A 26,263-nucleotide genomic window follows, 5' to 3' on the forward strand; every position below is an offset into this window, starting at 1 on the left:
CAAGGAGAAAGACCATGAACGCGATCCTCGCCCTCCAGAACCTGCGGAACACCGACGGGACAGTCGGCTCGGACGGCCCGAAGGACGGCGAACTCAACAGCTCCTACAGCGTCTTCGGCTGCACCAACGGTGGCGGTGGCGGCACCGCCACCGAAGCCTGAGCCCGCACCGCACCGCACTGCCCACTCACTCACCCACCCACCCGAGAAGGAGAACGCCCCGTGAACGCGATCCTCGCCCTGCAGAACGTCACCTCGGAGAACGACCCCGAAGACGGAGCCGAGCTGATGAACAGCGGCTTCTGTCACGGCAGCACCATCAGCCTGATGTGCGGCGACCGGGACACGTGACCATCGCCTCCGCCCCGCCGCACCCGTAACCCACCACCCACAAGGAGCACCCTCGTGAACACGATCCTCGCCCTCCAGAACATGCCCCCCGAGAACGGCGCCTACGACGCGGACGGCCTCGCCGGCCCCGGCCCGCGCAGCAGCATCAGCTCGTACGCCCACATCTGCGAGGGCAACACCGACACCTGAGCCCCACCTCCCACACCCCGCCGGATCTCGACACCACCAAGAAGGAGAAGCCCATGAACAAGATCCTCGAACTGCAGAACCTCGACGGTCAGGACGGCCCGCAGGAGGACGAGGCCGGCCTCAGCTCGCTCAGCGTGGCCTTCTGCACCGGCACCGACGCGTAGTACGTCCTCCCCCTCCGCACCCAGCACTCCCCGAACGAAGGAGCACGACCATGAACGCGATCCTCGCCCTGCAGAACATGGCCCCGCAGAACGGTCCCGCAGGCGACGGCGACGCCTTGATCGTCGGCGGCCTCCCCTACAGCACCGCGAGCACGTTCGCGTGCGACCGGGAGGAGTAGGTCCCGCTCCGCTGCACGGCCCACTCGCTCCACCCCGCCCCTCGTACCCCTCGTAAGGAGAACGCCATGAACAAGATCCTTGCCCTGCAGAACATGACCCCGCAGAACGGTCCCGCGGACGTCGCCATCGAGGACCCCCGTCGCAGCACGGTCAGCGTCGCGCATTGCGCTCCGGAGGAGTAAGCCGCGACCACCAACTGACGTCCCACTCCACCCCGGGAAGGAGAACTTCATGACCAAGATCCTCGCCTTGCAGAACATGACCCCGCAGAACGGTCCCGCAGACGACGCAGGCGCCTGGAATCCCGTTCGCAGCACCGTCAGCTACATCCACTGCATTCCGGAAGAGGACTAAGTCGCTTCCCCCCACCCGGACCACCACGACGGAGGCCCCCCGTGAACAAGATCCTCGCCCTGCAGAACCTCGCCTCGGACAACGGTCCCCAGGACGGCGAGACCCACATCACCACCACCGTGCACATAGGCAGCGGCATCAGCCTCGGCCCGCAGTGCACCGCCACCATCAACTGACGTCCCACCCCACCCCGAGAAGGAGAACACCATGAACAACATCCTCGCCCTGCAGAACCTCGACGGCACCCCCGAAGGCCCGCAGGAGGACGGCGAGTACAGCTCGCTCAGCGTGGCCTTCTGCACCGGCACCGGCAAGGACCCGATGTAGTCGGGCTCCACCCCCGTCGCACGAACCACCCGCTCCACCCCACCCCGAGAAGGAGAACGCCATGAACAAGATCCTCGAACTGCAGAACCTGGACGGCACCCCCGAGGGCCCGCAGGACGACGAGGCCAACAGCTCCTACAGCCTCGCCTACTGCACCAACACCAACGTCTGACAGCGGTGACCGCGTGAAGTGAGCTCCACCCAGGCCGGGCGGGGGCGGGCACGTGCCCGCCCCCGCCCGCTGCTCTTCGCGCACCCTTCCCGGACCTCCGGACCCCGTACCCCTCACCGAAAGGAGGAATCCTGTGTCAGCTCCCGCACCTTCAGCTCCCGTACCCCTGGGGAAGAACCGGAACTTCCGGCTGCTCTGGAGCGCGAACGCGTTGTCCACCCTGGGCTCGCAGGCGGGCTTCATCGCCGTGCCCCTGCTGGTCCTCTCGCTCACCGGCTCCGTCACCGCCTTCGGGCTGGTCATGTTCATCGAATCGGCCGTCGCGGTGACCGCGGGCATCCCGGCCGGCATCCTCGTCGACCGGCTGGACCGCCGGAAGGTGATGCTGGCCTGCGACGTGCTGCGCGCCGCGGTCAGCGCGGTGTTCGTCATCGCCCTCACCACCGGGCACGCGTCGATGCCGCTGATCATCGGGGTCAGTGCCGTCACCGGGATCCTCAGCAGCCCGTTCGGTCCCGCCGCGGGCGCGGTGCTGCGCACCGTCGTGCCGCCGGAGCAGCTGGTGTCGGCGTACTCGGTCAACCAGGCGCGCAACTCGGCGATCACCCTGGCCGGTCCGCTGATCGGGGCCGCGCTCTACGGAGTCTGGCCCGTGCTGCCCTTCCTCGTCGACGGGGTCAGCTTCCTGGCCTCGGCGGCCTGCGTGCTGTTCCTCCGCGCGCCGCGGTCCCCGCGCCCCGAGGCCCCGGCCCGGCGCCCCCGGCTGCGCAGCGACCTCGTCACCGGTCTGCGCTTCATCCGCACCAGCCCGTTCCTGCGCTACAGCGTGGTCAACGCCGCCATGATGGGCTTCGCCCTGTCCGCCGTGGTGATCACGCTGATCTCGCTGCACGCCAGGGGCGGCGCCGCCCCCATGAGCACCGGCGTCCTCATCTCGGTGTCCGGCGCGGGCAACCTGCTCGGCGCGGTCCTGGCCCCCCGGCTGAACCGGCTGTTCAGCCCCCGCCGCCTGGTCCTCGGAGTCTGCTGGAGCACCGCCCTGCTCGTTCCGGCCATGACGCTCAGCGACGCGCTCTGGTGGACCCTGGCGTTGATCGGCGTATCCAGCATCGCCACCCCCGCGGCCAACATCGCACTGTCCGCGGCGGTCACCCACACCGTGCCCGACCACCTGCAAGGCCGCGTCCAGACCACCTGCGCGCTCCTGCCCGCGCTCATCGGCCCGCTGGGCCCGCTGGCCGCAGGGCTGCTGACGGACCGTGCCTCCGCCTCGCTCAGCCTGCTGGTGTTCGGCTTCCTGCTCGTCGCCCTCGCGTTCTTCAGCACCTTCGGCCGCGGCCTGCACCACATCCCCGACCTGCGCCGCCGGCCCGAGGCCCGTCCCGAGAGCCCGGTCCCCGTGGCGCGTACGCCGAAGCCGGTCCGGTCGTGACCGCGCCCACCGCCGAGTCCCCGGCCACCTGCCAGGAGTACCACCTCGCCAACGGGCTGCACGTGGTCCTCGCCGAGGACCATCTCAGCCCCGTCGCCGCCGTGTGCGTCTGGTACCACGTCGGCTCCCGCGACGAGCGGCCCGGCCGGACCGGACTGGCCCACCTCTTCGAGCACTTGATGTTCCAGGGCTCCGCCCAGGTCCCCGGCAACGGCCACTTCGAAGCGGTCCAGGCCGGTGGCGGCACCGCAAACGGCACCACCAGCTTCGAACGCACCAACTACTTCGAGACCGTGCCCGTCCAGCAGCTCGAACTCACCCTGTGGCTGGAGGCCGACCGGATGGGCGGCCTCCTGGAGTCCCTCACCCAACAGGCCCTGGACAACCAGCGCGACGTGGTCAAGAACGAACGGCGCCAGCGCTACGACAACGTCCCCTACGGCACCGTCTGGGAACGCCTGATGGCCATGCTCCACCCGGCCGGGCACCCCTACCACCACATGCCGATCGGCTCGATGACCGACCTCGACGCGGCCACGATGGACGACGCCCGCACCTTCTTCCGCACCCACTACGCCCCCTCCAACGCCGTCCTGGCAGTGGTCGGCGCCATCGACCCGCAGCAGACCCGCGCCTGGATCGACCGGTACTTCGGCTCCCTCCCCGGTGAGCCCGCCGCCAGGCCCCCCGTCCCGAGCCCCCTGCCCGCACACACCCGTACCGAACAGCGCGCCGTGGTGCGCGAGCCGGTTCCCGCCGACGCGCTGATGTGCGCCTACCGGATGCCCCCCGACGGTACGCGCGAGGCGGACGCGGCCGACCTCGCCCTGTCCGTACTCGGCGCGGGCGAGTCCAGCAGGCTCGCCACCCGGCTGACCCGCGACGACCAGATCGCGATGAACGTCTCCATGGGCCTGATGCGGTTCGCCCACGCGCCCTCGCTCGGCTGGCTCGACATCAAGGCCGCCGGAGGCGCGGACATCCGCGCCCTGGAGCGCACCCTCGACGAGGAACTCGCCCGCTTCGCCGCCGAAGGTCCCACCCCGGCCGAACTCGACCGCGCCCGCGCCCACCTGGAGCGCCGGCACCTGGACGCCACCTCCACCGTCGGCGGACGGGCGGACCTGCTGTGCCGCCACGCCACCTTCTTCGGCTCCGCCCGGACCGCGGACCGGGCCCTCGCAGCCCTGCACGACATCACCGCCGCGGAGGTCAGGGCCGTCGGCGCGGCCCACCTCCAGCGCGACAACCGGTCCCTCCTGGTCTACGAACGCCCCGCCACCCCGCCCGGAAGGACAGCGCCCCGATGACCCGCCCCGCCACGCTCCCGCCGCCGCGGCCCACGCGCACCCTCCACCCCCGGCCCGTCCCGTCGGCCGCCCCGCCGTGGGAGCCGCCCCCGGCGCGGACCGACACCCTGGGCAACGGCCTGCGCGTGGTGCACCTGCACCGGCCCGGCCAGCGGGTGATCGCCCTCGAACTCCTCCTCGACGCACCCAGGGAAGCCGAACCGCGCGAGCTGGAGGGCATCGCCACCCTGACCGCGCGCGCCCTGGGCCACGGGCCCCGCGCCCGCGACACCCGCGACTTCACCACCGCCATCGAGACTTGTGGCGCGACCCTGCAGGCCCAGGCCACCCCGGACGGGATCCGGCTCGCCGTCCAAGTCCCCGTCTCCGGCCTCGACCGGCTCCTGGACCTGCTCACCGAGACCCTCCGCAGCCCCGCCTTCACGCCCCACGACGTGGCCCGGCTGGTCCGCCAGCGGCTCGACGAGATCGCCCACGAACAGGCCAGTCCCCCACGGCTCGCCGCCCTCACCCTCCACACACGGCTCTACGACGACGGGCAGCGCGCCGCGCGCCCCGCGAAGGGCAGCGCCGAGACCGTGGTGCGCATCGACAGCGCGGCCGTCCGGGCGTTCCACGACACCCACGCCCGGCCCGCGACCGCGACCGCCGTCCTGGTCGGCGACTTCACCGGCGTCGCGCTGCCCCGGCTCCTCGAATCCACCCTGGGCCGCTGGGTACGCCCCGCCGCGGCCCCCAGCCGGCCGCCGGCCCCGGTCCTGGCGGCGTCCCCGGGCACCGTACTGGTCCACCGGCCCGGCGCGGTCCAGACGCACCTCCTGATCGGCCGGGCCGGACCGGGCCGGCACTCGCTCCGCTGGCCCGCCCAGGCCATCGCCCTCCAGTGCCTCGGCGGTCCGCTCACCTCGCGGCTCGACCGGACCCTGCGCGAGGAGAAGGGCTACACCTACGGGATCAGCGCCTTCGCGGCCCCCGTGCGCACCGGCGCGCACGTCTCGGTCACCGGCTCGGTCGAGACCCGGGTCACCGCCGACGCGGTCGCCGAGATCATGGCGGCGATCGGGTCCGCCGCCCCCGGACTCACCGCGTCCGAACACCACACGGCCCTGCGCACCCTCAAGGGGATCACCCCCATGCAGTACTTGACGTCCGCGGCCACGGCGCGGGTGCTGGCCGACGTCGAGGCGGAACGGCTGCCCGCCGCCTACCTGTCCACGCTCCACCGGCGGCTCGACGCCGTCACCACCGACGAGGCGACCCGGGAACTGCGCGCCGCCCTGCCCCTCGACGAGCTGGTCGTCGTCGCGGTGGGGGACGCCGACGCCGTCGAAGCGGGCCTGCGCGGGCTCGGTCCGCTCACCGTCCTCGGCTGAACCAGCCGCCGTACGGCGCCGGTTCGCCCTGCGGGGCGGCTCAGCGCGCCCCCACCGGGTGGTGTGCCGGGGAGGTCTCGGTGCCCGCGCGCAGGGGGGCCGACCAACGGGGCCAGTGGGACTGCCAGTTCTCCGCCGCCTCCAGTTGGGCGGCGAGGGAGATGAGGAGGGGCTCCGAGGCCTCCGGGCCCAGGAGCTGGGCGCCCACGGGCAGGCCCTGGGGGGTGAAGCCCGCCGGGACGTTCACACCCGGCCAGCCGAGGACGTTCCAGGGCCACGCGTACGGGCAGGCCGCGATGATCACCCGGTCCGTCTCCAGGACCCCGCGGCCCGCCAGGGCGCCGACGCGCAGGGGAGCGGTGGCGGTCGTAGGGGTGAGGACCACGTCGAAGCGCTGGAAGATCTCCCCGATCCGGTGCTGGTGCAGGGCCTCCGCCCGGCGGGCCGCCCGCAGCGGCAGGCCGCTCAGGATCCGGCCCATCAGCGTGGCCTCGCTCGTGCGCGGGTCCAGCAGCGAGGGGTCCGGCACCCGGGCGGCCCACTCGTGTACGCCCCCGGTCGCGCGGGGTATGAAGCTCAGCCCGATCTTCCCGTACCGGGGGTCCTCCAGGGCCACCTCGTGCCCCAGCGCCTCCAGCCGCCCCGCGAGCCGCTCCACGGCGTAACGGATCGCCGGATCAAGGGACTTGGAGGTGCCCGTGAACGGCATCCCGAAGGAGAGCGCGATCCGCAGCCGCCCCGGCGCGGTACGCGCCGCCCGGGCCGCCGAGACCGGCGCGGGCCGGTGCAGGTCGCCGGGGTGGGAGCCGCTGGCCGCGTCCAGCAGCAGGGCCGCGTCCGCGACCGTACGCGCCAGCACGCCGTTGACGGTCAGCCCGCGGAAGGCCTCCGGCTCCGGCCAGGTGGAGATGCGGCCGCGCTGCGGTTTGATGCCGACCAGGTGGGTCCAGGCCGCCGGGATGCGGATGGACCCGGCGCCGTCCGATCCCAGCGCCGCCGGGATCAGGCCGGCGGCCACGGCGGCCGCCGAGCCGCCGGAGGAACCGCCGGGAGTGAACGCCGGGTTCCACGGATTGCGGGTCTCGCCGAAGGCGGGGCCCTCGGTGTGCGGCCACTGGCCCAGTTCCGGGGTCTGGGTCTTGCCGACGATGACCGCGCCCGCGGCGCGCAGGCGGCGTACCGCCTCGCTGTCCTCGGCCTTCGGCGGGAAGTCCCCGGCGCAGCCGAAGGCGGTCGGCAGCCCGGCCACGTCCATGTCGTCCTTGACCGCGAGCGGGACGCCGAGCAGCGGCAGCCGCTCACCGGCGGCGAGCCGCCGGTCGGCCGCGTCCGCCTCCGCCAGGGCGGCTTCGGCATGCACGATGCGGAAGGCGTTCAGCTCGGGCTGCGAGGCCTCGATCCGCTCCAGGCACTGCTCCGTCAGCCAGCGCGAGGACACGCTGCCGTCGGCGAGCGCCCGGGCCATGTCGCCCAGGCCGGGCACCGCGTACGGGGGCCGGGCGGCGGGCGCGCCCGGCGGAGAGCCGGGAGCCAGGACGGCCGTCGTGCCCGGAGCCGAGACGGTCGTCGTGCCAGGAGCCGTGCCAAGAGCCGTGCCAGGAACTGTGGTCATCGAAACCGGACCTCCCCGTTACTCATCGGTATACAGACGGTAACGGGGGGATCTTGAAGCTTGCTATATCCATCCTTCAAGCGAGGTCATGAACCCCTCGAGGTCGTCCCGGTGGCTGTCAGCGGACGCTGCGGATCGGCTTCACGGCCAGCGCGCCCGCGACGGACAGCACCGCCGCGATGACGAACAGGGCGGTGTACCCGCCGCTGACGGACACGATCACCGAGGCGATGAACGGCGCGACGATCTGCGGACCGGCATTGGCGATGTTGAGGACGCCCATGTCCCGCGCCGCGTCCTCGGCCTTCGGGAGCACCATCGTCACCAGCGCGGTGTCCACGGCCATGTAACTGCCGAAGGCCAGGCCGTTGACCACCGCGAAGGCGAGCATCGCCGACCAGCTCGTCGACAGGGCCGGGATGAGGAGCGCGAGCGCCGACAGTAGCGCGGAGGCGCCGACGAACAGCTTGCGGCGGTCGAACCGGTCGGACAGGTAACCGCCCAGCACCGTCGAGACCACCATCGCCACGCTGGTCAGCGGCATCAGGATGGCCACCGCCGCTTCCGGCTCCATGCCTTCGGGCAGCCGGGTGTGGTCCTGCATGATGTACAGCTGGTAGCCGCTCACCGCGAAGTAGCCGAGGACCAGCAGGGCGCGCCCGATGAACGCCCACCGGAAGTCGTGGTCCTTGAGCGCGCCCGCGAAGGCGGCCAGCTGGGCGCGGACCGGCAGCGGGGCCCGGACGGGGAGGCGCTGCTCGCGGCCGCACGCGGTGAACAGCACGGCCGCGCCCGCCACGATCGCGCCGAAGAGCAGGTAGCCGGTGCGGTAGTCGTCGGAGAAGGCCGCGCCGAGCAGGGCGCCCAGGGTCGAGCCGAAGGGGAGGCCCAGGCCGACCGCCGCCGAGGCCTTGCCGCGCGCGCCGACCGGGACCCGGTCGGGGACCACCGAGGTGAGCGCGGCCTGGTAGACGTTCATCACGGCCTGGCCGAGGCACCAGGCGATGGTGATCAGCAGGATCGTGTCGGCCAGCCCGAGCAGGAACATCGCGGGTACGGCGGCCAGGCCGCCGCCCAGGATCCAGGGGTTGCGGCGGCCGCTGCGGTCCGAGAGGGCGCCGGCGACCGGGTTGAAGACCGTGGCGAAGATCGCGGACACCCCCGCGATCAGGCCGAAGTTGGAGACCTTGTTCGCCGGGTCGATGTGTTCGACCTGGAGCGCGAGCAGGATTCCGGCGACCCCTGTGTAGAGCGAGTACATCGCGGTGTTGCCGACGAGGAGCAGGGGGAGCAGGCCGCGTGCGGGCGCGGACTCCGGGCGCGCGGCGGCGGGGTCGGCGGAGGTCGCGGAGGTGGCGTCGGCGGTGCCGGTGCCGGGGGAGGAAAGGGCCACGGTGCCCTCCTGGGCAGGGATGTCGAGCGGATGAGGGGGTGCGCGCCGCCCTGTCGTGACGGCGGGGGTGCGTCGGAACACGACAGGGCGACGGCACGGTGCGACACGTGGTGTGGCACGGCCGGTGAAGGCGGTGTGACAGCTGGGTTACACGTGTCAATGAATCGTGTAACCACTGTGTAGCATTCGATTCCGGCCATCCGCTAGCCCCCGGGCCCAACCGGTCTGGAAAGATGCCCAGGCAATGCCTCAGTCACCGAAGTCACCACCGAAGTCACCACCCAAGCCGCTGCCGAAGTCGTCACCGCCTCTGCCCGCCGCGGCCACCAGCGCCGATGTCGCCCGCCTGGCCGGGGTCTCGCGCGCCACGGTCTCGTACGTCCTGAACAACGCCGAAGCCGTGCGCATCAGCGAGCCGACCCGCCGCAAGGTCCGCGCGGCGGCCGAGGAACTGGGCTACGTCCCGCACGCCGCCGCCCGCAGCCTGCGCGCCGGACACACCCGCATCGTGCTGCTGCCCACCTCGCACGTCCCGGCCGGGCCGCTGTACAGCGCGTTCCTCAACGAGCTGCAGTGGGCGCTGCGCCGCCTCGACTACACCGTGGTCCAGTACGGCAGCCTCGGCCTCACCGGGGACCAGGCCGCCCGCGCCTGGGCCGAGCTGCGCCCGGTGGCCGTGATCTCGCTGGGCGAGATCGTGCTGAGCGCCCAGAACGTCGAGACCCTCAAGCGGGCCGGTGCCCGCGCCGTGATCACCCTCGGCCCGGTCAGCGTCGCCGGGGCGCACGCGCTCGTCATGGACCAGGCCGAGGTCGGTGCCCGGGCCGCCGCCCACCTCGTCGAGCGCGGCCACCGCCGGATCGGCGTGATCGTCCCCGAGGAGGCGGGCATGGAGCTGTTCTCCGCCCCGCGCCTGGCGGGCGCCCGGGCGGCGGCCGACGGCGCGGCGGAGATCGTCCCGCTGCCGATGGCCTACACCGAGGAGTCCGCCCGCGCCCTCGCGGCCCGCTGGCCCGGGACCGGGGCCGACGCGGTCTTCGCCTACAACGACGAGTACGCGATGCTCCTGATGCGCGCCCTCCAGGACGCGGGACTGCGCGTGCCCGAGGACGTGGCCGTCATGGGCGCCGACGACCTGCTGATCGGCCGCCTGCTGCGGCCGCGGCTGAGCACGGTGCAGATCGAGATGCCCACCGGTGATCACCTGGCCTCGCTGGTGGACCGGGCGGTGCGGGAACCGTCCGAGGTCCCGGCCCGGCACGACCTGATGGCCGCGCGGGCCGTGCCCCGCGAGTCCACCTGAGCGTGCACCCGGGCCCCCACCTGGGCCCTCACCCGGGCCCCACCCGGGGCCGCGTCCCGGCCGGCGGGTCCGCCGGGGCGCCGGGGAGGCGTTGACAGGCCGCGATCCGGGGACGGAGACTGCGGGCGCGCCCACCGGCGCGCCCGCACGGATCTGCCCAGGAGACCCCGCATGCGCATCCGCGACGTCTACATCGTCGACGCCGTCCGCACCCCGATCGGCAAGTTCGGCGGTGCCTACGCCGGGGTCCGCCCGGACGACCTGGCCGCCCACGTCGTCCGCGCCCTGGTGGACCGTACGCCCGCACTCGACCCCACGCGGATCGACGACGTGGTCTTCGGCGACGCCAACGGCGCCGGTGAGGACAACCGTGACGTGGCCCGCATGGCGGTGCTGCTGGCCGGACTGCCGGTCACGGTCCCCGGGGTCACCGTCAACCGGCTCTGCGGATCGGGCCTGGAGGCCGTGATCCAGGCCGCCCGGGCCATCGCCCTCGGTGACGCCTCCGTGGCGATCGCGGGCGGGGTCGAATCCATGACCCGCGCCCCCTGGGTGGTGCAGAAGCCCGAGCGGGCCTTCCCCGCGGCCCACCAGCAGCTCTGGTCCACCACCCTGGGCTGGCGGATGACCAACCCCCGGATGCCCGAGGAGTGGACCGGTTCGCTCGGCGAGGGCGCGGAACTGGTCGCCGACAAGTACGCCCTGACCCGCGAGGCGCAGGACGCCTTCGCCCTGGAGAGCCACCGCAAGGCCGCGGCGGCCTGGGCGGCGGGGGAGTACGACGCCGAGGTGGTCCCGTACCCGGGAGCCGAGCTGACGCGCGACGAGTGCGTCCGTGAGGGGTCGTCCATGGAGGCCCTCGCCCGGCTGAAGCCCGCCTTCCGCACCGACGGCCGGGGCACCGTCACGGCGGGCAACGCCTCCCCGCTCAACGACGGGGCCGCCGCCCTGCTGCTCACCGACGAGGCGGGGCTCGCGGAGACAGGGCGCGAGCCGCTGGCCCGGATCCGCGCCTCCGCGGTCACCGGCATCGAGCCGCAGCTCTTCGGGCTGGGGCCGGTCGAGGCGGTCCGGCGAGCGCTGGAGAAGGCGGGCCGCGGTTTCGCCGACCTCACCACCCTGGAGCTGAACGAGGCCTTCGCCGCGCAGGCGCTGGGCTGCCTGGAGGCCTGGCCCGAGCTGGACCGGAGCGTGGTCAACCCGCGCGGCGGGGCCATCGCGCTGGGCCACCCGCTGGGCGCGTCCGGCGCCCGGCTCGCGGGGGCGGTCGCCCACCAGCTGGCGGCGGCCGGTTCGGGTACGGGCATGGCCGCGCTCTGCATCGGGGTGGGCCAGGGCATCGCCCTCGTCCTGGAGCGCTGACGGGAGCGTCGGCGGGAGCGTGGTGGCGCGGGGGCGGCGCACGGGGTCTGGGCGGGCATCGGCGGGGCATCAACAGTGCAGGCCGGACGGGTGGTCGATCGATTCCGGACATGCGCTGCTGGCAACTGCCCAATAAGTGAACAGAATTGGCAACTCCGTTCTGGCACGATGACGCGTGCCGCCCCCCACCCCACGCTCCGTCCCCACCCACCGGAGGCCCCGCGCCATGCCGCTCCTCGATCCGCAGCTCTGGCAGGACGGACCGACTCTGACCGGGGGTACGGCGCCGGTCCTCGAACCGGCGACCGGCCGCACCCTCGCCACCCTCGACCTGGCCTCGGCGCCCGACGTCGCCGAGGCCGCCGTACGGGCCCGGGCCGCCCAGCGGGACTGGGCGCGCGCCACCCACCTGGAGCGCGCCGCGGTGCTCCGCCGCGCCGGCGACCTGTTCGCCGCCCACGCCGACGAACTGCGCGAATGGCTGATCCGCGAATCCGGTTCGATCCCCGGCAAGGCGGACTTCGAACTGCACGTCGCCGCCCAGGAGTGCTACGAGGCCGCGGCGCTGGCCTCGCGCCCGACCGGGCAGGTACTGGCGACCGAGGCGCCGCGGCTCTCGTACACCCGGCGCTCCCCGGCCGGGGTGGTCGGGGTGATCGCCCCCTTCAACGCCCCGCTGATCCTGGCTATCCGCTCGGTCGCGCCCGCGCTCGCCCTCGGCAACGCCGTCCTGCTCAAGCCGGACCGGCGCACCGCCGTGTGCGGAGGCTTCGCGCTCGCCGCGGTCTTCGCCGCCGCCGGACTCCCGGCCGGGCTGCTGCACGTGCTGCCCGGGGACGCGGAGACCGGGGCGGCGGTGGTGGCCGAACCCCTGGTGCGCGTCGTCTCGTTCACCGGGTCGACCGCGAGCGGGCGGGCCGTCGCCGAACTGGCGGGCCGTCACCTCAAGCGCGCCCACCTGGAGTTGGGCGGCAACTCGGCGCTGATCGTGCTCGCCGACGCGGATGTCGAGGCCGCCGTGGCCCAGGCGTCCTGGGGGACCTTCTTCCACCAGGGCCAGATCTGCATGACCGCGGGCCGTCACCTCGTCCACGCCTCGCTGTACGACGAGTACGTCGAGCGGCTCGCCGTGCGGGCCGAGGCGCTGGCCGTGGGGGACCCGTACCGCGAACAGGTGCACATGGGCCCGCTCATCGACCGCGCCCAGCTGGAACGGGTCCACGCGCTGGTCGAGGCGAGCACCGAGCGCGGCGCGAAGCTGATCGCGGGCGGCACCCACCGGGACCTCTTCTACCGGCCGACGGTGCTCGCGGGCGTCGGTGACGACACCCCCGCCTATGCCGAGGAGGTCTTCGGCCCGGTGGCACCCGTACGGTCCTTCGCCTCGGAGGAGGAGGCGGTCGCGCTGGCCTCGGCCGGGCCGTACGGCCTCTCGCTCGGCGTGGTCACCCGGGACGCGGCGCGCGGGCTGGAGCTGGCCGACCGGATCCCCACCGGGATCGTGCACGTGAACGACCAGACGGTGAACGACGAGGCGGTCGCCCCCTTCGGCGGGGTCGGCGCCTCCGGCAACGGGGCCCGGTTCGGCGGCGAGGCGAACCTCGACGCCTTCACGGAACTGCGCTGGACCACGGTCCGCAGCACCCCGGCCGGCCATCCGTTCTGACCTCCGTTCCGCCTGGTGTTCCGACCGGCGTTCCGACCCGGCCCGGCCGGGCCGGAATGCCGGGCGCGCTCCGTTCGTTCCAGGGACAGGAAGCGCGAAATACGGAGGTCTGGAAACCGTGGCTACAGTCGAACTCACCAAGGAGAACTTCGACCGGACGGTCAGCGAGAACGAGTTCGTGCTGATCGACTTCTGGGCGTCGTGGTGCGGACCCTGCCGTCAGTTCGCCCCCGTCTACGAGAGGGCGTCGGAGACCCACGCCGACCTGGTCTTCGCGAAGGTGGACACGGAGGCGCAGCAGGAGCTGGCCGCGGCCTTCGACATCCGGTCGATCCCGACCCTGATGATCATCCGGGACCAGGTGGCCATCTTCGCCCAGCCGGGCGCCCTGCCGGAGGTCATGCTGGAGGACGTCATCGGCCAGGCCCGCGCGCTCGACATGGACGAGGTCCGAACGAAGATCGCCGAGGAGAAGGCCAAGGCCGGGGGCCCGGACCAGGGACCGTCCGGGACCGCGACCGCCGGCGAAGACGCGTAGCGGCACGCCGCGACGGTGCGAGTGCGCCGCGCGGGCCCGGCGGTGCGGCGAGACTGGCCCGTATGACTGAAGCAGTGGAGTACGACGTCCTGGTCCTCGGCGGGGGCCCCGCGGGGGAAAACGTCGTCGACCGGGTCCGGGCCGCCGGGTTGAGCGCGGCGCTGGTGGAGAGCGAACTCGTCGGCGGGGAGTGTTCGTACTGGGCCTGCGTGCCCAGCAAGGCGCTGCTGCGCCCGGCGCTCGCGCGCGCGGACGCCCGCAAGGTGCCCGGACTGGCGGGCGCCGTGCGGGGGCCGCTGGACGCGGCGGCCGTGTTCGCCCACCGGGACTACTGGACCAGCGACTGGAAGGACGACGGCGGACGCGACTGGCTGGCCTCGATCGGCGTCGACCTCTACCGGGGGCACGGCCGTCTCTACGGGATCCGCAAGGTCGCCGTTTCCAGCCCCGAGGGGGAGCACCACGTGCTCTCGGCCCGGCACGCGGTGGTCGTGGCCACCGGGACCCGGGCGCTGCTGCCGGACCTCCCGGGACTGGCCGATGCCCGGCCGTGGACCAGCCGCGAGGCCACCTCGGCGCAGCAGGCCCCGGAGCGGCTGCTGATCGTCGGCGGTTCGGTGGTGGCCGCCGAGATGGCCACCGCCTGGCAGGCGCTCGGCTCGCGGGTGACGGTGCTGGTGCGCGGTGCGCGGCTGCTGCCCCGGATGGAGCCGTTCGCGGGGGAGCTGGTCGCCGAGGCGCTGCGGGAGGCGGGCGCGGAGGTCCGTACGGGCGTGGACGTGGAAGCCGTCGTGCGCGACGGGGCGACCGGGCCGGTCACGGTCGTGCTCCGCGGCGGGGAGACCCTGGAGGGCGACGAACTGCTGATGGCGACGGGCCGGGTCCCGCGCACCGACGACATCGGTCTCGACACGGTCGGGCTGGCGCCCGGCGGGTGGATCGGGGTCGACGAGAGCTGCCGGGTGTCCGGAACCGACTGGCTGTACGCGGTCGGTGACGTCAACCACCGCGCGCTGCTCACCCATCAGGGCAAGTACCAGGCGCGGATCGCGGGCGCCGCCATCGCCGCCCGCGCGGCGGGCACCGCCACCGCGGCCGAGGAGGGGCGCTGGGGTCCGTACGCGGCCACCGCGGACACCGCCGCCCTGCCGCAAGTGGTCTTCACCGACCCGGAGGCGGCGGCGGTCGGGCTGACCGCCGAGGAGGCCGAACGCGCGGGTCACCGGGTGCGCGCCGTCGACTACGACCTCGGGAAGGTCTCCGGCGCGGGCCTGTACGCGGACGGGTACCGCGGCCGGGCCCGGATGGTCGTGGACCTCGACCGCGAAGTCGTCCTGGGAGCCACCTTCGTGGGCCCGGGGACCGCCGAACTGCTGCACGCGGCCACGGTCGCGGTGGCCGGGGAGGTGCCGATCGCGCGACTGTGGCACGCGGTTCCCGCGTTCCCGACGATGAGCGAGATCTGGCTCCGGCTGCTGGAGACGTACCGGGGCTAGGGTGCCGCGTCAGGGCAGGGACGGATTCCCCTCGGTCTGGGGCTGGTCAAAGCCGGGGGCGTTGAGCAAGGATCGCGTCCGCACCTCACCGCCGGCCTTCTTCCGGCGCCACACATCCATCACAGGAGGATGTCCATGCCCCGCCGCACCTCTCGCCTCCGCACCGCCGCCATTGTCGCGTCCATGGCAGTGCTGGGTCTGGCCGTACCGGCATCGGCCGTCGCGTCCGGATCCGCGGACGGCCTGCCCCAGGGGCGTGTCTTCATGGTCAACCCCGTGCAGTCGTCCGGCGATCAGACGCTTGCCGACGCCAAGGATTCCGCCGCCGCCGTGCCCGACTCCGCGTATGCCACGGTCGCGTTGCGCAACCTCGACGGCAGCGGAGGCCTCTCCGGCCGGTGGGCGTACATCCGGTCGGAGACCGGTGCTCCCGCCGCCGTCTCGGACGCCGGGCGGTACACGAGGGCGGACGACCAGTTCGAGCAGGTCATGGCCTACTTCTGGGTCAACGAGGCGCAGGAGTACCTGCAAGGCCTCGGCTTCGGGAGCGAATTGCCCGGCGCCAACGACCGCGCTCAGCCGGTCCGCATCAACCAGTGGGGGGCCGACAATTCCTTCTTCAGCGACAAGAAGGCCGAGATCCGCTTCGGCAAGGGCGGTGTCGACGACGCCGAGGACGCGGAGGTCATCGTCCACGAGTACGGGCACGCGGTGCACGACGCGCAGGTCCCCGGTTTCGGCACCTCCCCGGAAGCGGGGGCGATAGGCGAGGCCTTCGGCGACTACCTGGCCGTCGAAGTCGGCGACCACGCCGACGCCGTGCACGGCTGGCCGCACCGGACGGATCTGGCGTGCGTGGCCGACTGGGATTCGGTCCCCTACAGCACCGCCCCGCACTGCCTGCGCCGCATCGACGGGAACAAGGTCTACGCGGACCGGGTCGGTGAGGTCCACGCGGACGGTGAGATCTGGTCCCGCGCCCTCTTCGACATCCGCGCGGCCCTGGGCGCGCGAACGGCCGACCGCGTCATCGTCAACGCCCAGTTCTCCTTCGCTCCCGACACCAGTTTCCAGGACGCGGCGCGCGCCACCATCGCCACCGCCCGGAGCATGTACGGCGCGAGCGCCGCGGACTCGGTGCGGACCGCCTTCAAGAACCGTCAGATCCCCGGCGTCCAATAGCCGCTTCCCGGCCGGTGGTTCTGGTCGAAACGGAATGTTCCGTTTTTGGCCGTTGGGCGGACATCGCACCCCGCTCTCCGAACAACAACAGGTCAAATTCTTGTTGCGTCCCTGTCATTTCCACTCCTCTTCCTGGCAATCTCGCTGCCGTTCCCCCACGGCAACCAAGGAGAGCGAGTGACCCGACCCATGTCCTCATCCCCCGCCCCCCGCAGGACCCGAGCGCTGCGCACCGCCGCCGTCGTCGCCTCGGCGGCGATGGTCGCCATCGCCGTCCAGAGCGGCTCCGCCAGCGCATCGGCCGAGCGTGAGGCCGGAGCCACCGCCGTCACGCTGTCGGCCGGGGCGCGCGCCCAGGCGATATCGGCCGCCCAGTCCGAGGCGGCGGACACCGCCCGCGCCATCGGCCTCTCCGGCGACGAACGCCTCGTGGCCCGTGACGTGATCAAGGACGCGGACGGCACCGTCCACACCCGGTACGAGCGCACCTACGCCGGACTGCCCGTGCTCGGCGGTGACTTGGTGGTCCACCAGAAGAAGGACGGCAGTCGCAAGACCACCAAGGGGACCGAGGCCCGCGTGGCCCCGGCCGGAGTCCGCAGCCTGAAGGCGGCGCCGGCCGGCGCCCGCGAGGTCGTCTGGGCGGCCACCGGCAAGCCGGTCTTCGCCTACGAGGCCGTCGTCACCGGGACCCGGGCCGACGGCACGCCCAGCGAGCGCCACGTCGTCACGGACGCCGCCACCGGCGCCGAGCTCTACGCCTACGAGGCCATCGACACCGGCACCGGCACCAGCGAGTACTCCGGCACCGTCACCCTCGGCACCGCGCCGAGCGGCTCGTCGTACAGCCTCACCGACGCCGCCCGCGGCGGCCACAAGACCTACGACCTGAACGGCGCCACCTCCACCGCCACCGGCACCCTCTTCACCGACGCCGACGACAAGTGGGGCGACGGCACCGCGTCGAACCGCCAGACCGCCGCCGTCGACGCCCACTACGGGGCGGCCGTGACCTGGGACTTCTACCAGACGGAACTCGGCCGCAACGGCATCGCCGGCGACGGGAAGGCGGCCTACTCCCGCGTCCACTACGGCAATGCGTACGTCAACGCCTTCTGGTCCGACAGCTGCTTCTGCATGACCTACGGAGACGGAGCCAACAACCTCAAGCCCCTCACCGCGCTGGATGTGGCCGGCCACGAGATGAGCCACGGCCTGACCGCCGCCACCGCGAAGCTCAACTACAGCCGCGAGTCCGGCGGTCTCAACGAGGGCACCAGTGACATCCTCGGCACCTCCGTGGAGTTCTTCGCCAACAACCCCTCGGACCCCGGTGATTACCTCATCGGCGAGAAGATCGACATCCGTGGCAACGGCACGCCGCTGCGCTACATGGACAAGCCCAGCAAGGACGGTGCCTCCGCCGACTACTGGTCGAAGACGGTCGGCCGCCTCGACGTCCACAACTCCTCCGGCGTCGCGAACCACTTCTTCTACCTGCTCTCCGAAGGCAGCGGTGCCAAGACGGTCAACGGAGTCTCCTACAACTCGCCGACCTACGACGGCTCGACCGTCACCGGCATCGGCCGCGTCAAGGCGTACAAGATCTGGTACAAGGCGCTTTCCACCTACATGACGTCGACCACCAACTACGCTGGCGCGCGCACCGCGACCCTGCAGGCGACGGCTGACCTCTACGGCACGACGGGTGCCGAGTACCAGCAGGTGGCCGCGGCCTGGAAGGGCGTGAACGTCAACTGACAGCTGTCGAGCGCCCGGTGTCGTGGATCGCGGCTCCTCGCGATCCGCGGTACCGGGTGCGGGCGAGTGTCCGCATCATCGCCGCGCCCGCCACCACGGCGCAGAGGTGCAGGGCCAGCGCGACCGCGGGGTTCTCCGGTGGCGTGACATCGGCCGGATGCGCCATCGCCACGTACAGCACCAGGGGCACCTTCCAGGCGCTCCACGCGAACAGCGAGCCCGATCCGACCCACCCGATGACCAGCGGGAGCCAGCGCGGCAACCCGGCGGGGCGCGCCCGGGCGAGCGTCCAGACGGCGGCGGATCCGGCGATCGCCCAGAATCCCCACGCGACGGCCAGCACCTCCCCGTCGGTGGTCCGCTCGGCCGGGTGGGCGATCCCCAGAGTGCCCCCGGCCGCCCAGTGGAGCCAGACCAGCCCGACCACGGCGCCGACGACGGCCGCCCACGGTACCGCCCCGCGCGGCCCGTCCCCCACGCGCCCGGCGAACGCGTCCGGCCAGCGGCGGCGGAGGTACGCCGGGACGGCGAGCGCCAGCCCCAGCCCCATCCCCACGAAGCTGAACTCGATGAGCACGCCCTCCCAGACCGGCATGGCCGTGTCATCGCCGCCCGACGGCTCACCGCCGCCGCCCAGGAGCGCGCTGAAGGCGGCGAACGGCAGCACCGAGACGAGGAACCCCGACCCCACCCAGGAACAGAACGTGACGAGCGCCCCCGGTATGCGCATCCCCCAGGGCCGCACCAGCGCGAGCACCAGGGCGATCCCCGTCACCGCCATGCCGACCGTGACGGTGTTGAGCACCAGCCACCCCGCCAGGCCGAACCCCTCGCCGATCGGCAGCACCCCCACGAGGGAGCCGATCACCCACGAGACTTTGATCAGCAAGTACGGCGACAGCGCCAGCGCCGTCCCGTACGCCGCGTTCCGCCCGACCCGATCCCAGCGGTCCACCCGAACTCCCCTTCCACCGCGAACTTCCCCTTCACCAGCAGGAATCCCAGCGTCGGGCCTGACCGTCCCGGCCGCGTCCCCCGCCGGAGGGAAACGCCTCCCCCACGCGGGGGAGGAGGCGGGCGGGGACCCGCGTCACCGCTCAGGGGCCCGCGGGCCGCGGAGCGGGAGCGGTCGGCTGAGGACGAGGTTGGTGGTCGTGCTCCCGAAGCCGGCCAGTTCGTCCACCACCGCCTCCAGGTGGCCCATGGAGGAGGTGGCCACCTTGAGGACGTAGCAGTCGTCGCCGGTGGTGCGCAGGCACTCCAGGATCTCCGGGCGCTCCGCCAGCAGGCGGCGCAGCGGCTCGTGCCGGGTCCCGGGGCCCGGGTACTTGAGCCGGACCACCGCCAGCACTCCGTACCCGGTGCGCTCCAGGTCCACCTCCGCCCGGTAGCCCGTGATCACCTCGGCCTCCTCCAGCCGCCGCACCCGCTCCTTCGTCGCGGACGCGCTCAGGTTCACCCGCCGTGCCAGCTCCGTGAAGGGGATCCGGCCCTCCCCCTGGAGTTCCCGCAGGATCGCCCAGTCCGTCGCATCAAGAGTCTCGGTCATCGGGCCAGATTACCGGCGGATCCACGGCCGAACGCTCCCTGGACAGGCGGGAGTCACTTCTGGCGGCCGTGGCGCCTGGCTAGGCTCGACGGTGTGAAGATCGGAGTCAACGTCCTCAATTTCGGCCCCGGCACCGACCCCGGGGTCCTGCGCGGCTGGGCCCGGACCGTCGAAGGCCTGGGCTTCGACCTGCTGATGGTCTCGGACCACGTGGCCATCACGCCCGATGTCGCCGTGCGCTATCCGCCGCCCTTCTACGAGCCCTTCACCACCCTGTCCTGGCTGGCCGCCCTCACCACCCGGGTGCGGCTCGGCACGACGGTCCTCATCGCCCCCTACCGGCACCCGCTGCTCACCGCCCGGATGGCGGCCAACGTGAACGAACTGAGCGGCGGCAGACTGGTCCTCGGGGTCGGAGTGGGCTGGGCGCGCCAGGAGTTCGCCGCCCTCGGGATCCCGTTCGAACAGCGGGGCCGGCTGACCGAGGAGCACCTGCGGGACGTCCGCGCGGCCTGGGCGGACACCGCCGCCTACGGGGACCGGCCGATCCCGGTGTGGGTCGGCGGCAACAGCGACGCGGGGCTGCGCCGGGCCGTACGGCTCGGGGACGCCTGGCATCCGCTGCGTCCCACCGTGCCGTGGCTGCGCGAGGCCGCGGTCCGGCTGGCGGCGTACGCGCGGGGGCAGGGGCTCCCCGTGCCCGCCCTCGCGCCCAGGATCGCCCTCAGGCTCACGGCGGCCCCGGTCACCGGACCGGACCGGCTCGCCGGGGAGGGCACGATCGACCAGATCGCCGAAGACCTCGAAGAGCTGCGGCGGTTGGGCGCGGAGGCGGTCGTCCTCGACCCCTACGGCGGCGACCCCCGCGAGACCCGCCACCCGGAATTGGCCTGGCGGGCACTGGAGACGGTGGCCGCGTACGCCCTCCACGCACCCCGCACCGGAACGGAGCAGCCATGACCACCATGCCCGAGCACCACGCCGACCACGCCGACCACGCCCTCCTGCGGCGGGCCATCGCGCTCGCGGGGGAGGCGGGTGAGCGCGGCGACCCGCCCTTCGGGTCGCTGCTGGCGGGACCGGACGGGGCGGTGCTCGCGGAGGAGCGCAACACCACCCGCACCGACGGGGACATCACCGCGCACCCGGAACTGAAGCTGGCCCGCTGGGCCGCGCGGGAGCTGGACGCGGCCACGGCGGCGGCGACCACGCTGTACACGAGCTGCGAGCCGTGCGGCATGTGCGCGGCGGTCATCCAACAGGCCGGACTGCGAAGGGTGGTGTTCGCGCTGTCCGGCGAGCAGCTGCTCGACATCAGGCCGGGCAGCGGCCGCCCGCCCGTGCCGCAGTACGGGCCCGCGCTGCTCGACGAGGTACGGGCCGTGGTCGCGGCGTACTACCCGCGGTACTAGGCGGCGGCCGTGCCCCGCTGGTAGCTGCCGCCGTCGCGGGTGCGGGTCAGGTGGCCCGCGATGACCAGGTAGCGCCGCAGCGCGGCACTGTCGTCGTGCACCGAGCGCAGCGCCTCGTTGACCTCGGGCTCGGTGTACGCGCGGTCCGGGTCGAACAGGGTCTCGGCGAGGTGTCGCAGGAGCTGTTCGCGGCGGGCGGGCTTGCGCGGGACGGCCTTGAGGCGGCCCGTGGGGGAGAACAGGTCGGCCACCCCGCGCCGTTCGGCGCGGGTCTGTTCAGGGGCGGTCTGGGTGCGGGGCGGGTGCTGCGGTGCGTTCTCGGACATGAGGGGCAGCCTCGCCCGGGGCCCGGGTCCGCGGCAACCGGTTTTCCCTGCATCCGCAAAAAGTGACGCTCCTTCATCTTACTGAGCGGTAGTCCCCGCCAGTACCCTCCGGGAACCGTTCCCCGCCCTTCCCGGAGGAGCACGTATGAGACACCCCACCGCACGGCTGCGCACCGCGGTCGCCGCCGGACTCATCGCTCTCGGCGCCGCCCTGTTCTCCCCCCCCTCGCGTCCGCCACGGCGGCACCGGCCGCCGACCCCGCCCCGCTCCCCGTCGCGGACTACTGCGGCGGCCAGTGCGCCGACATCCTCCCGCCCGGCCAGAGCGGCAATGCCACCCTGGCCCAGATCCTGCTCCACAAGGCCTTCGGCACCCTGCCCGCCCACACCTCCGACCAACTGGCGCGCTACGCCTCGCTGGCGGGCGGGTACCAGGGCCTCACCGACGCCAAGATCAACGACTTCTTCAACGACGCCGCCTTCGGCGTCCCTTCCGCGCAGGTCGAATCCACCGTCAGCCCGCGCCCCGATGTCACCATCACCCGGGACAAGAAGTCCGGCGTCCCCCACATCAAGGGCACCACCCGCTACGGCACCGAGTACGGCGCGGGCTACGCGGCCGCCCAGGACCGGCTGTGGCAGATGGACCTCTTCCGGCACGTCGGCCGCGGGGACCTGACCCCCTTCGCGGGCGGCGCCCTCGCCAACCAGGGCCTGGAGCAGGAGTTCTGGCCGCAGGCCCCCTACACCGAAGCCGATCTGCAGGCCCAGGTGGACCGGATCCGGACCACCGAGGGCGACCGCGGCCGCCAGGCGATGGAGGACGCGCAGGCGTATGTCGACGGGATCAACGCCTACCGGACGCAGTCGAAGGACGGCCGCTACTTCCCCGGGGAGTACGTGCTCACCGGCCACATCGACTCGATCACCAACGCGGGCGAGATCCAGCCCTTCAAGCTCACCGACCTGATCGCTCTCGCCTCCGTCGTCGGCGGACTCTTCGGCGGCGGTGGCGGCGGCGAGGTGCAGGCGGCGGTCTCGCTCCTGGCCGCCCAGCAGAAGTTCGGCCTGGAGGAGGGCACCCGGGTCTGGGAGTCCTTCCGCGAACGGGAGGACCCCGAGGCCGTGTTGACCGTCCATGACGGCACGAGCTTCCCCTACGCCCAGAAGCCCGCGAACCCGCAGGGCACGGCGCTCCCGGACGCGGGCTCGGTCGTCGCCGAACCGCTCGTGTACGACCGTACGGGCGCGGCGGCCACGAAGGCCGCGGCCAGCCCGCCGAAGCCGATCAAGCAGAGCATGTCCAACGCGCTGCTGGTCTCCGGCGCGAAGACCGCGAGCGGTCACCCCGTCGCCGTCTTCGGCCCCCAAACCGGTTATCTGGCACCCCAGTTGCTGATGCTCCAGGAACTCCAGGGGCCCGGGCTGAGCGCGCGCGGAGCCTCCTTCGCGGGCGTGAGCATGTACGTACAGCTCGGGCGCGGCCAGGACTACGCCTGGAGCGCGACCTCCGCCGGGCAGGACATCACCGACACCTTCGCCGTCGAACTGTGCGAGCCGGGCGGGGGCACCCCGACCACCGCCTCCACCTCCTACCTCTTCCGGGGGACCTGCACCCCCATGGAGAAGCTGGAGCACAGCAACGCCTGGACCCCCAGCGTCGCCGACGGCACCGCGGCGGGCTCCTACCGGATGCAGGTGTGGCGCACCGGCTACGGCATCGTCACGCACCGCGCGACCGTCGCGGGCAAGCCCGTCGCCTACACCGCGCTGCGCTCGACCTACCGCCACGAAGCCGACTCGATGATCGGCTTCCAGATGCTCAACGACCCGGCGTACGTCACGGACGCGCACGCCTTCCAGCAGGCGGCGCAGCACATCGGCTACGCCTTCAACTGGTTCTACGCCGACTCCCGCGAGGCCGCCTACTACAACAGCGGGCTGAACCCCGTCCGGGCCGCCGGGGTCGACCCCGCGCTCCCCGTCTTCGGCCGGGCCGCCTACGAGTGGCAGGGCTTCGACCCGGCGGTGAACACGGCCGACTACACCCCGCCCGCCGAACATCCGCAGTCCATCGGGCAGGACTACTACATCAGCTGGAACAACAAGCAGGCCAAGGGGTACGGGGCGGCCGGGTTCGGGATGGGCGCGGTCCACCGCGCCAGCCTCCTCGACGACCGGGTCAAGCCCCTCGTCGCGGCGGGCGGGGTCACCCGTGCCTCGCTCACCCGGGCCATGGAGGACGCGGCGGTCACGGACCTGCGCGGCGAGAACCTGCTGCCCGAGCTGATCGACATACTGAACAGCTCGGCCGTCACCGACCCGGCGGCGGCCGCCGCCGTGCAGAAGCTCACCGCGTGGCGGGACGGCGGCAGCAAGCGCACGGAGACCAGCCCGGGTTCGCAGACCTACGCGAACGCCGACGCGATCCGCATCATGGACGCCTGGTGGCCGCTGCTCATCGAGGCCGAGTTCAAACCCGGACTCGGGGCGCCGCTGTACGACGTCCTGCGGGCCTCGCTGACCATCGACGAGGCGCCCAACGCGGGCCACGGGCCCACCGGTTCGCACGCCGGGTCCGCGTTCCAGTACGGCTGGTGGAGCTACGCGGACGAGGACCTGCGGATGGTCCTGGGGCGGCCGGTGGCCGATCCGCCGTCCAAGGTCTACTGCGGGGGCGGCTCGCTGAGCGGCTGCCGTGACGTCCTGCTCGCCACCCTCAAGCAGGCGGCGGCCGCGACCCCGGCCGCCGTCTACCCGGCCGACGGGACCTGCGCCGCGGGCAAGCAGTGGTGCGCGGACGGGATCGTGCAGCGGCCGGTGGGCGGGCTCACCCACCCGATGACCACCTGGCAGAACCGGCCGACGTACCAGCAGGTGGTGGAATTCCCGGCCCACCGCTGACCCACCAGGGACATGAAGGCCCCGCCGTTCCCGGTGCGCACCGGGAACGGCGGGGCCGCGTTCGGGCCGGTCCGGTCAGGGGCCGACGGTGATCTGCTGCGCCGCGTCCGTGGTGTCCGTCACCTTGTACACGGCGTTGAAGGTGGAGCTGGTCGCGCTCGTCGGGCAGCCGAAACCGCCGGTGACCGTGACGGGCACGGTCGCGTTCGTGAAGGTCAGGCTGGAGGGGGCGCCGTTCGCCCAGCTGCCCGCGACCGCGGCCGGGCCGCTCGGGGCGGTGGTGACGGTGCAGGTGGCGAGGCCGGTGGTGTGCACGACCAGACCACCGGTCGGCACGGTCATCGTCGCCGTGACCGGCGAGCCGTCCTGCATCGAGACGGTCCAGGCGCCGCTCGTGGTGACCGTCGGCGTCACCCCCGGGATGCTGGAGGTACACGAGGTGTACGTCGGCGGGGAGATGGGCGAGGAGACGGCCCCGGCCGCGTTGTGGTTGCCGGGCGCGGCCGGAACCGAACCCGTGGAGACGGAGACCGAGCAGGTCACGGTGACCGAACCGGCCTTGAGGGTGGCCTTGCCGCTGAGGGTGGCCTTGAACGCGTGACCGGCGGGCGAGACGGTGGTCGGGCCCGCCAGGGGTAAGGGGCTCGCGGTCGCGGGGACCGCGCCCAGGGTCAGGGCCCCGGCCGCCGCGAGTACGGCGGTCAGGGCGAGTGCGGTGCGGGTGCGCGTACGGGTCATGACGGCGCTCCTTGGGGATCGGTGTCCTGCGCTGGGGACGCGGGAGGAGGGGTCTCCGTGGGGGGAGTGGCGGACGTACGGGGCGGCGCGGCGGAGGGCTGCCAGGCGAACATCAGACCGCCGCCGAGGATGCCGAGCAGGGTGCCGATCAGGAACCCGCCGAGGTTCGACAGGACCAGCGCGGCGGTGGCGATGAGCGTCGTGAGGATCCCCGCCAGGGTGCGGTGCTGAGGGGAGAACCAGGCGGAGAGCCCCATCACGATCATGACGATGCCCATCAGGACGGACGGGATCCCCGCCACGCCCTGCTGGAGCATGATCTTCAGCGGGGCCAGCGGCAGCGCGCAGATCTCGGCTCCCGCGAGCAGGGCGAAGACTCCGCCCCAGAAGGGTCTGCTCCGCCTCCAGCGGCGGAACCTCCCGGACCGCCGGCCGCCGCCCGCGGGGGTCGCGGTCCGCGGGTCGCCGCCGCCCCGGGTCAGAAGCATTCCTTCTTGCCCTTGCTGATGCTCATGTTCAGCCCGGAGAGCTTGAAGGTGCCGGCGTTGGTCGCCCACGCCGTCTGGTGCAGGTTGCTGATGGTGACGCTGTCGGCCTGCTGGGCGAAGAGGTCCTGCATGCCGACGGCCTCGGTCGGACCCTTGTCCAGGGTGGAGGCGTCCCGGCCGATCTCGATGTTGCTGAAGACCGCGTCGCCGGAGAGCTGGGTCGCGTCCACGAAGAGGTTGCTGGCCTCGACCGGATCCTTCTGGCCCGCCGTGAGGTTGAGCGAGATGTCGCCGATCAGCGGGAGCGTGGTGACCACCGACTGGCAGAGGCTGTGGAGCTTGGCCTCCTTGATGGCGGTGACCGCCACCGGGATGAGCTCGTTGCGGGCGTTGACGTCGACGCTGCCGTACTGCGCGAAGCCCTCGCCCTCCAGGCTGTTCGCCGAGACCTTGAACTGCTGGCCCGACACGGCGAAGGAGGCGGCGAGCGCGCCCTGCGCCAGGGCTATCCCGAGGCCCGCCGTGACCGCCACGGCCGGGAGGGTCAGGACGGCGAAGCGGCGCCATCTGACCCGTCCGTCGGGGCTGTTGACAGCGTTGTCAGGTAAGTGCTGGGAATCTTCCACCGTTTGCCCCTGAATATCGGCTGTGCACCGTTGTTACCGACGAGTTGAATGTAAGA

The 26,263-nt window shown here is 72.8% G+C and carries 26 protein-coding genes and 1 pseudogene; 19 read left to right on the forward strand and 8 right to left on the reverse strand.

Going from position 1 to position 26,263, the window contains the following annotated elements; genetic code table 11:
• Nucleotides 1-14: 14 nt before the first annotated feature.
• The 9 genes from OHS33_RS31780 to OHS33_RS31820 all read left to right on the forward strand — a co-directional run bounded on the left by OHS33_RS31780 (nt 15) and on the right by OHS33_RS31820 (nt 5,851).
• A complete protein-coding gene (locus tag OHS33_RS31780) occupies nt 15-161 on the forward strand; it encodes a hypothetical protein (RefSeq protein WP_330333857.1) in 147 nt (48 codons plus the stop codon).
• 60 nt (nt 162-221) lie between these two features.
• A complete protein-coding gene (locus OHS33_RS31785) occupies nt 222-350 on the forward strand; it encodes a hypothetical protein (RefSeq protein WP_330333858.1) in 129 nt (42 codons plus the stop codon).
• A 54-nt stretch (nt 351-404) separates the two neighbouring features.
• On the forward strand, nt 405-539 hold the full coding sequence (locus OHS33_RS31790) for a hypothetical protein (protein WP_330333859.1): 135 nt from the start codon (nt 405-407) through the stop codon (nt 537-539).
• A gap of 214 nt (nt 540-753) precedes the next feature.
• A complete protein-coding gene (locus tag OHS33_RS31795; protein ID WP_330333860.1) occupies nt 754-882 on the forward strand; it encodes a hypothetical protein in 129 nt (42 codons plus the stop codon).
• A 232-nt stretch (nt 883-1,114) separates the two neighbouring features.
• The gene (locus tag OHS33_RS31800) at nt 1,115-1,237 is read left to right on the forward strand and encodes a hypothetical protein (protein WP_330333861.1); all 123 of its coding nucleotides are present in this window, start codon (nt 1,115-1,117) and stop codon (nt 1,235-1,237) included.
• A gap of 41 nt (nt 1,238-1,278) precedes the next feature.
• On the forward strand, nt 1,279-1,413 hold the full coding sequence (locus OHS33_RS31805) for a class III lanthipeptide (protein ID WP_330333862.1): 135 nt from the start codon (nt 1,279-1,281) through the stop codon (nt 1,411-1,413).
• A 456-nt stretch (nt 1,414-1,869) separates the two neighbouring features.
• On the forward strand, nt 1,870-3,168 hold the full coding sequence (locus OHS33_RS31810; protein ID WP_330333863.1) for an MFS transporter: 1,299 nt from the start codon (nt 1,870-1,872) through the stop codon (nt 3,166-3,168).
• The gene (locus tag OHS33_RS31815; RefSeq protein WP_330333864.1) at nt 3,165-4,478 is read left to right on the forward strand and encodes a M16 family metallopeptidase; all 1,314 of its coding nucleotides are present in this window, start codon (nt 3,165-3,167) and stop codon (nt 4,476-4,478) included. The genes OHS33_RS31810 and OHS33_RS31815 overlap by 4 nt, the downstream gene beginning before the upstream one ends.
• Complete coding sequence (locus tag OHS33_RS31820; protein WP_330333865.1) at nt 4,475-5,851, forward strand: M16 family metallopeptidase; 1,377 nt, start codon at nt 4,475-4,477, stop codon at nt 5,849-5,851. The genes OHS33_RS31815 and OHS33_RS31820 overlap by 4 nt, the downstream gene beginning before the upstream one ends.
• A 40-nt stretch (nt 5,852-5,891) precedes the next feature.
• Here the strand turns inward: OHS33_RS31820 and OHS33_RS31825 are convergent, their stop codons facing one another.
• Together OHS33_RS31825 and OHS33_RS31830 are read right to left on the reverse strand one after the other, a co-directional pair.
• Entirely contained in the window at nt 5,892-7,463 is a 1,572-nt protein-coding gene (locus OHS33_RS31825) for an amidase (RefSeq protein ID WP_330333866.1), read from the reverse strand.
• Nucleotides 7,464-7,581: 118 nt separating this feature from the next.
• Entirely contained in the window at nt 7,582-8,856 is a 1,275-nt protein-coding gene (locus OHS33_RS31830) for an MFS transporter (RefSeq protein WP_330333867.1), read from the reverse strand.
• Between the two features lie 244 nt (nt 8,857-9,100).
• On the opposite strand from OHS33_RS31830, the gene OHS33_RS31835 reads away from it, so the two are divergent.
• From OHS33_RS31835 to OHS33_RS31865, 7 genes are all read left to right on the forward strand, one after another.
• Nucleotides 9,101-10,159 carry a LacI family DNA-binding transcriptional regulator gene (locus OHS33_RS31835; protein ID WP_330333868.1) on the forward strand — a complete coding sequence of 353 codons (1,059 nt, stop codon included), beginning with the start codon at nt 9,101-9,103 and terminating at the stop codon, nt 10,157-10,159.
• Nucleotides 10,160-10,330: 171 nt separating this feature from the next.
• Nucleotides 10,331-11,521 carry a thiolase family protein gene (locus OHS33_RS31840; RefSeq protein WP_330333869.1) on the forward strand — a complete coding sequence of 397 codons (1,191 nt, stop codon included), beginning with the start codon at nt 10,331-10,333 and terminating at the stop codon, nt 11,519-11,521.
• A gap of 226 nt (nt 11,522-11,747) precedes the next feature.
• Nucleotides 11,748-13,187 (forward strand): aldehyde dehydrogenase family protein, encoded by a 1,440-nt coding sequence (locus OHS33_RS31845; protein WP_330333870.1) that lies wholly within the window; start codon nt 11,748-11,750, stop codon nt 13,185-13,187.
• A gap of 118 nt (nt 13,188-13,305) precedes the next feature.
• The gene (gene trxA, locus OHS33_RS31850) at nt 13,306-13,725 is read left to right on the forward strand and encodes a thioredoxin (RefSeq protein ID WP_330333871.1); all 420 of its coding nucleotides are present in this window, start codon (nt 13,306-13,308) and stop codon (nt 13,723-13,725) included.
• A gap of 62 nt (nt 13,726-13,787) precedes the next feature.
• On the forward strand, nt 13,788-15,221 hold the full coding sequence (locus OHS33_RS31855) for a dihydrolipoyl dehydrogenase family protein (RefSeq protein WP_330333872.1): 1,434 nt from the start codon (nt 13,788-13,790) through the stop codon (nt 15,219-15,221).
• A 183-nt stretch (nt 15,222-15,404) separates the two neighbouring features.
• Nucleotides 15,405-16,403, forward strand: coding sequence for a M4 family metallopeptidase (locus tag OHS33_RS31860; protein WP_330333873.1), 999 nt, complete (start codon nt 15,405-15,407; stop codon nt 16,401-16,403).
• A 189-nt stretch (nt 16,404-16,592) separates the two neighbouring features.
• A complete protein-coding gene (locus OHS33_RS31865) occupies nt 16,593-18,164 on the forward strand; it encodes a M4 family metallopeptidase (RefSeq protein ID WP_330335287.1) in 1,572 nt (523 codons plus the stop codon).
• Here OHS33_RS31865 and OHS33_RS31870 read toward each other — a convergent pair.
• Both OHS33_RS31870 and OHS33_RS31875 read right to left on the reverse strand, forming a co-directional pair.
• Nucleotides 18,157-19,119 (reverse strand): hypothetical protein, encoded by a 963-nt coding sequence (locus OHS33_RS31870; RefSeq protein ID WP_330333874.1) that lies wholly within the window; start codon nt 19,117-19,119, stop codon nt 18,157-18,159. The genes OHS33_RS31865 and OHS33_RS31870 overlap by 8 nt on opposite strands.
• 135 nt (nt 19,120-19,254) lie before the next feature.
• Nucleotides 19,255-19,713 carry an Lrp/AsnC family transcriptional regulator gene (locus OHS33_RS31875; RefSeq protein ID WP_330333875.1) on the reverse strand — a complete coding sequence of 153 codons (459 nt, stop codon included), beginning with the start codon at nt 19,711-19,713 and terminating at the stop codon, nt 19,255-19,257.
• 93 nt (nt 19,714-19,806) lie between these two features.
• On the opposite strand from OHS33_RS31875, the gene OHS33_RS31880 reads away from it, so the two are divergent.
• Both OHS33_RS31880 and OHS33_RS31885 read left to right on the forward strand, forming a co-directional pair.
• Nucleotides 19,807-20,673, forward strand: coding sequence for an LLM class flavin-dependent oxidoreductase (locus tag OHS33_RS31880; protein ID WP_330333876.1), 867 nt, complete (start codon nt 19,807-19,809; stop codon nt 20,671-20,673).
• A complete protein-coding gene (locus OHS33_RS31885) occupies nt 20,670-21,125 on the forward strand; it encodes a nucleoside deaminase (RefSeq protein ID WP_330333877.1) in 456 nt (151 codons plus the stop codon). Before OHS33_RS31880 ends, OHS33_RS31885 begins: the two co-directional genes overlap by 4 nt.
• Here OHS33_RS31885 and OHS33_RS31890 read toward each other — a convergent pair.
• Entirely contained in the window at nt 21,122-21,451 is a 330-nt protein-coding gene (locus OHS33_RS31890; RefSeq protein WP_330333878.1) for a DUF2087 domain-containing protein, read from the reverse strand. The genes OHS33_RS31885 and OHS33_RS31890 overlap by 4 nt on opposite strands.
• Before the next feature lie 145 nt (nt 21,452-21,596).
• Between OHS33_RS31890 and OHS33_RS31895 the strand changes: the two are divergent.
• Nucleotides 21,597-24,355 (forward strand): annotated as a pseudogene (locus tag OHS33_RS31895) (penicillin acylase family protein).
• A gap of 75 nt (nt 24,356-24,430) precedes the next feature.
• On the opposite strand, the gene OHS33_RS31900 reads toward OHS33_RS31895, so the two are convergent.
• From OHS33_RS31900 to OHS33_RS31910, 3 genes are read right to left on the reverse strand one after another with little or no spacing between them, the layout of a single operon-like run.
• Nucleotides 24,431-25,093 (reverse strand): hypothetical protein, encoded by a 663-nt coding sequence (locus OHS33_RS31900; RefSeq protein ID WP_330333879.1) that lies wholly within the window; start codon nt 25,091-25,093, stop codon nt 24,431-24,433.
• On the reverse strand, nt 25,090-25,581 hold the full coding sequence (locus tag OHS33_RS31905; RefSeq protein ID WP_330333880.1) for a DUF6114 domain-containing protein: 492 nt from the start codon (nt 25,579-25,581) through the stop codon (nt 25,090-25,092). The genes OHS33_RS31900 and OHS33_RS31905 overlap by 4 nt, the downstream gene beginning before the upstream one ends.
• Nucleotides 25,572-26,207, reverse strand: a complete 636-nt coding sequence (locus OHS33_RS31910) for a DUF6230 family protein (RefSeq protein ID WP_330333881.1) — start codon at nt 26,205-26,207, stop codon at nt 25,572-25,574. The genes OHS33_RS31905 and OHS33_RS31910 overlap by 10 nt, the downstream gene beginning before the upstream one ends.
• Nucleotides 26,208-26,263: the final 56 nt, after the last annotated feature.

This window comes from Streptomyces sp. NBC_00536 (assembly GCF_036346295.1).
GTDB lineage: Bacteria > Actinomycetota > Actinomycetes > Streptomycetales > Streptomycetaceae > Streptomyces.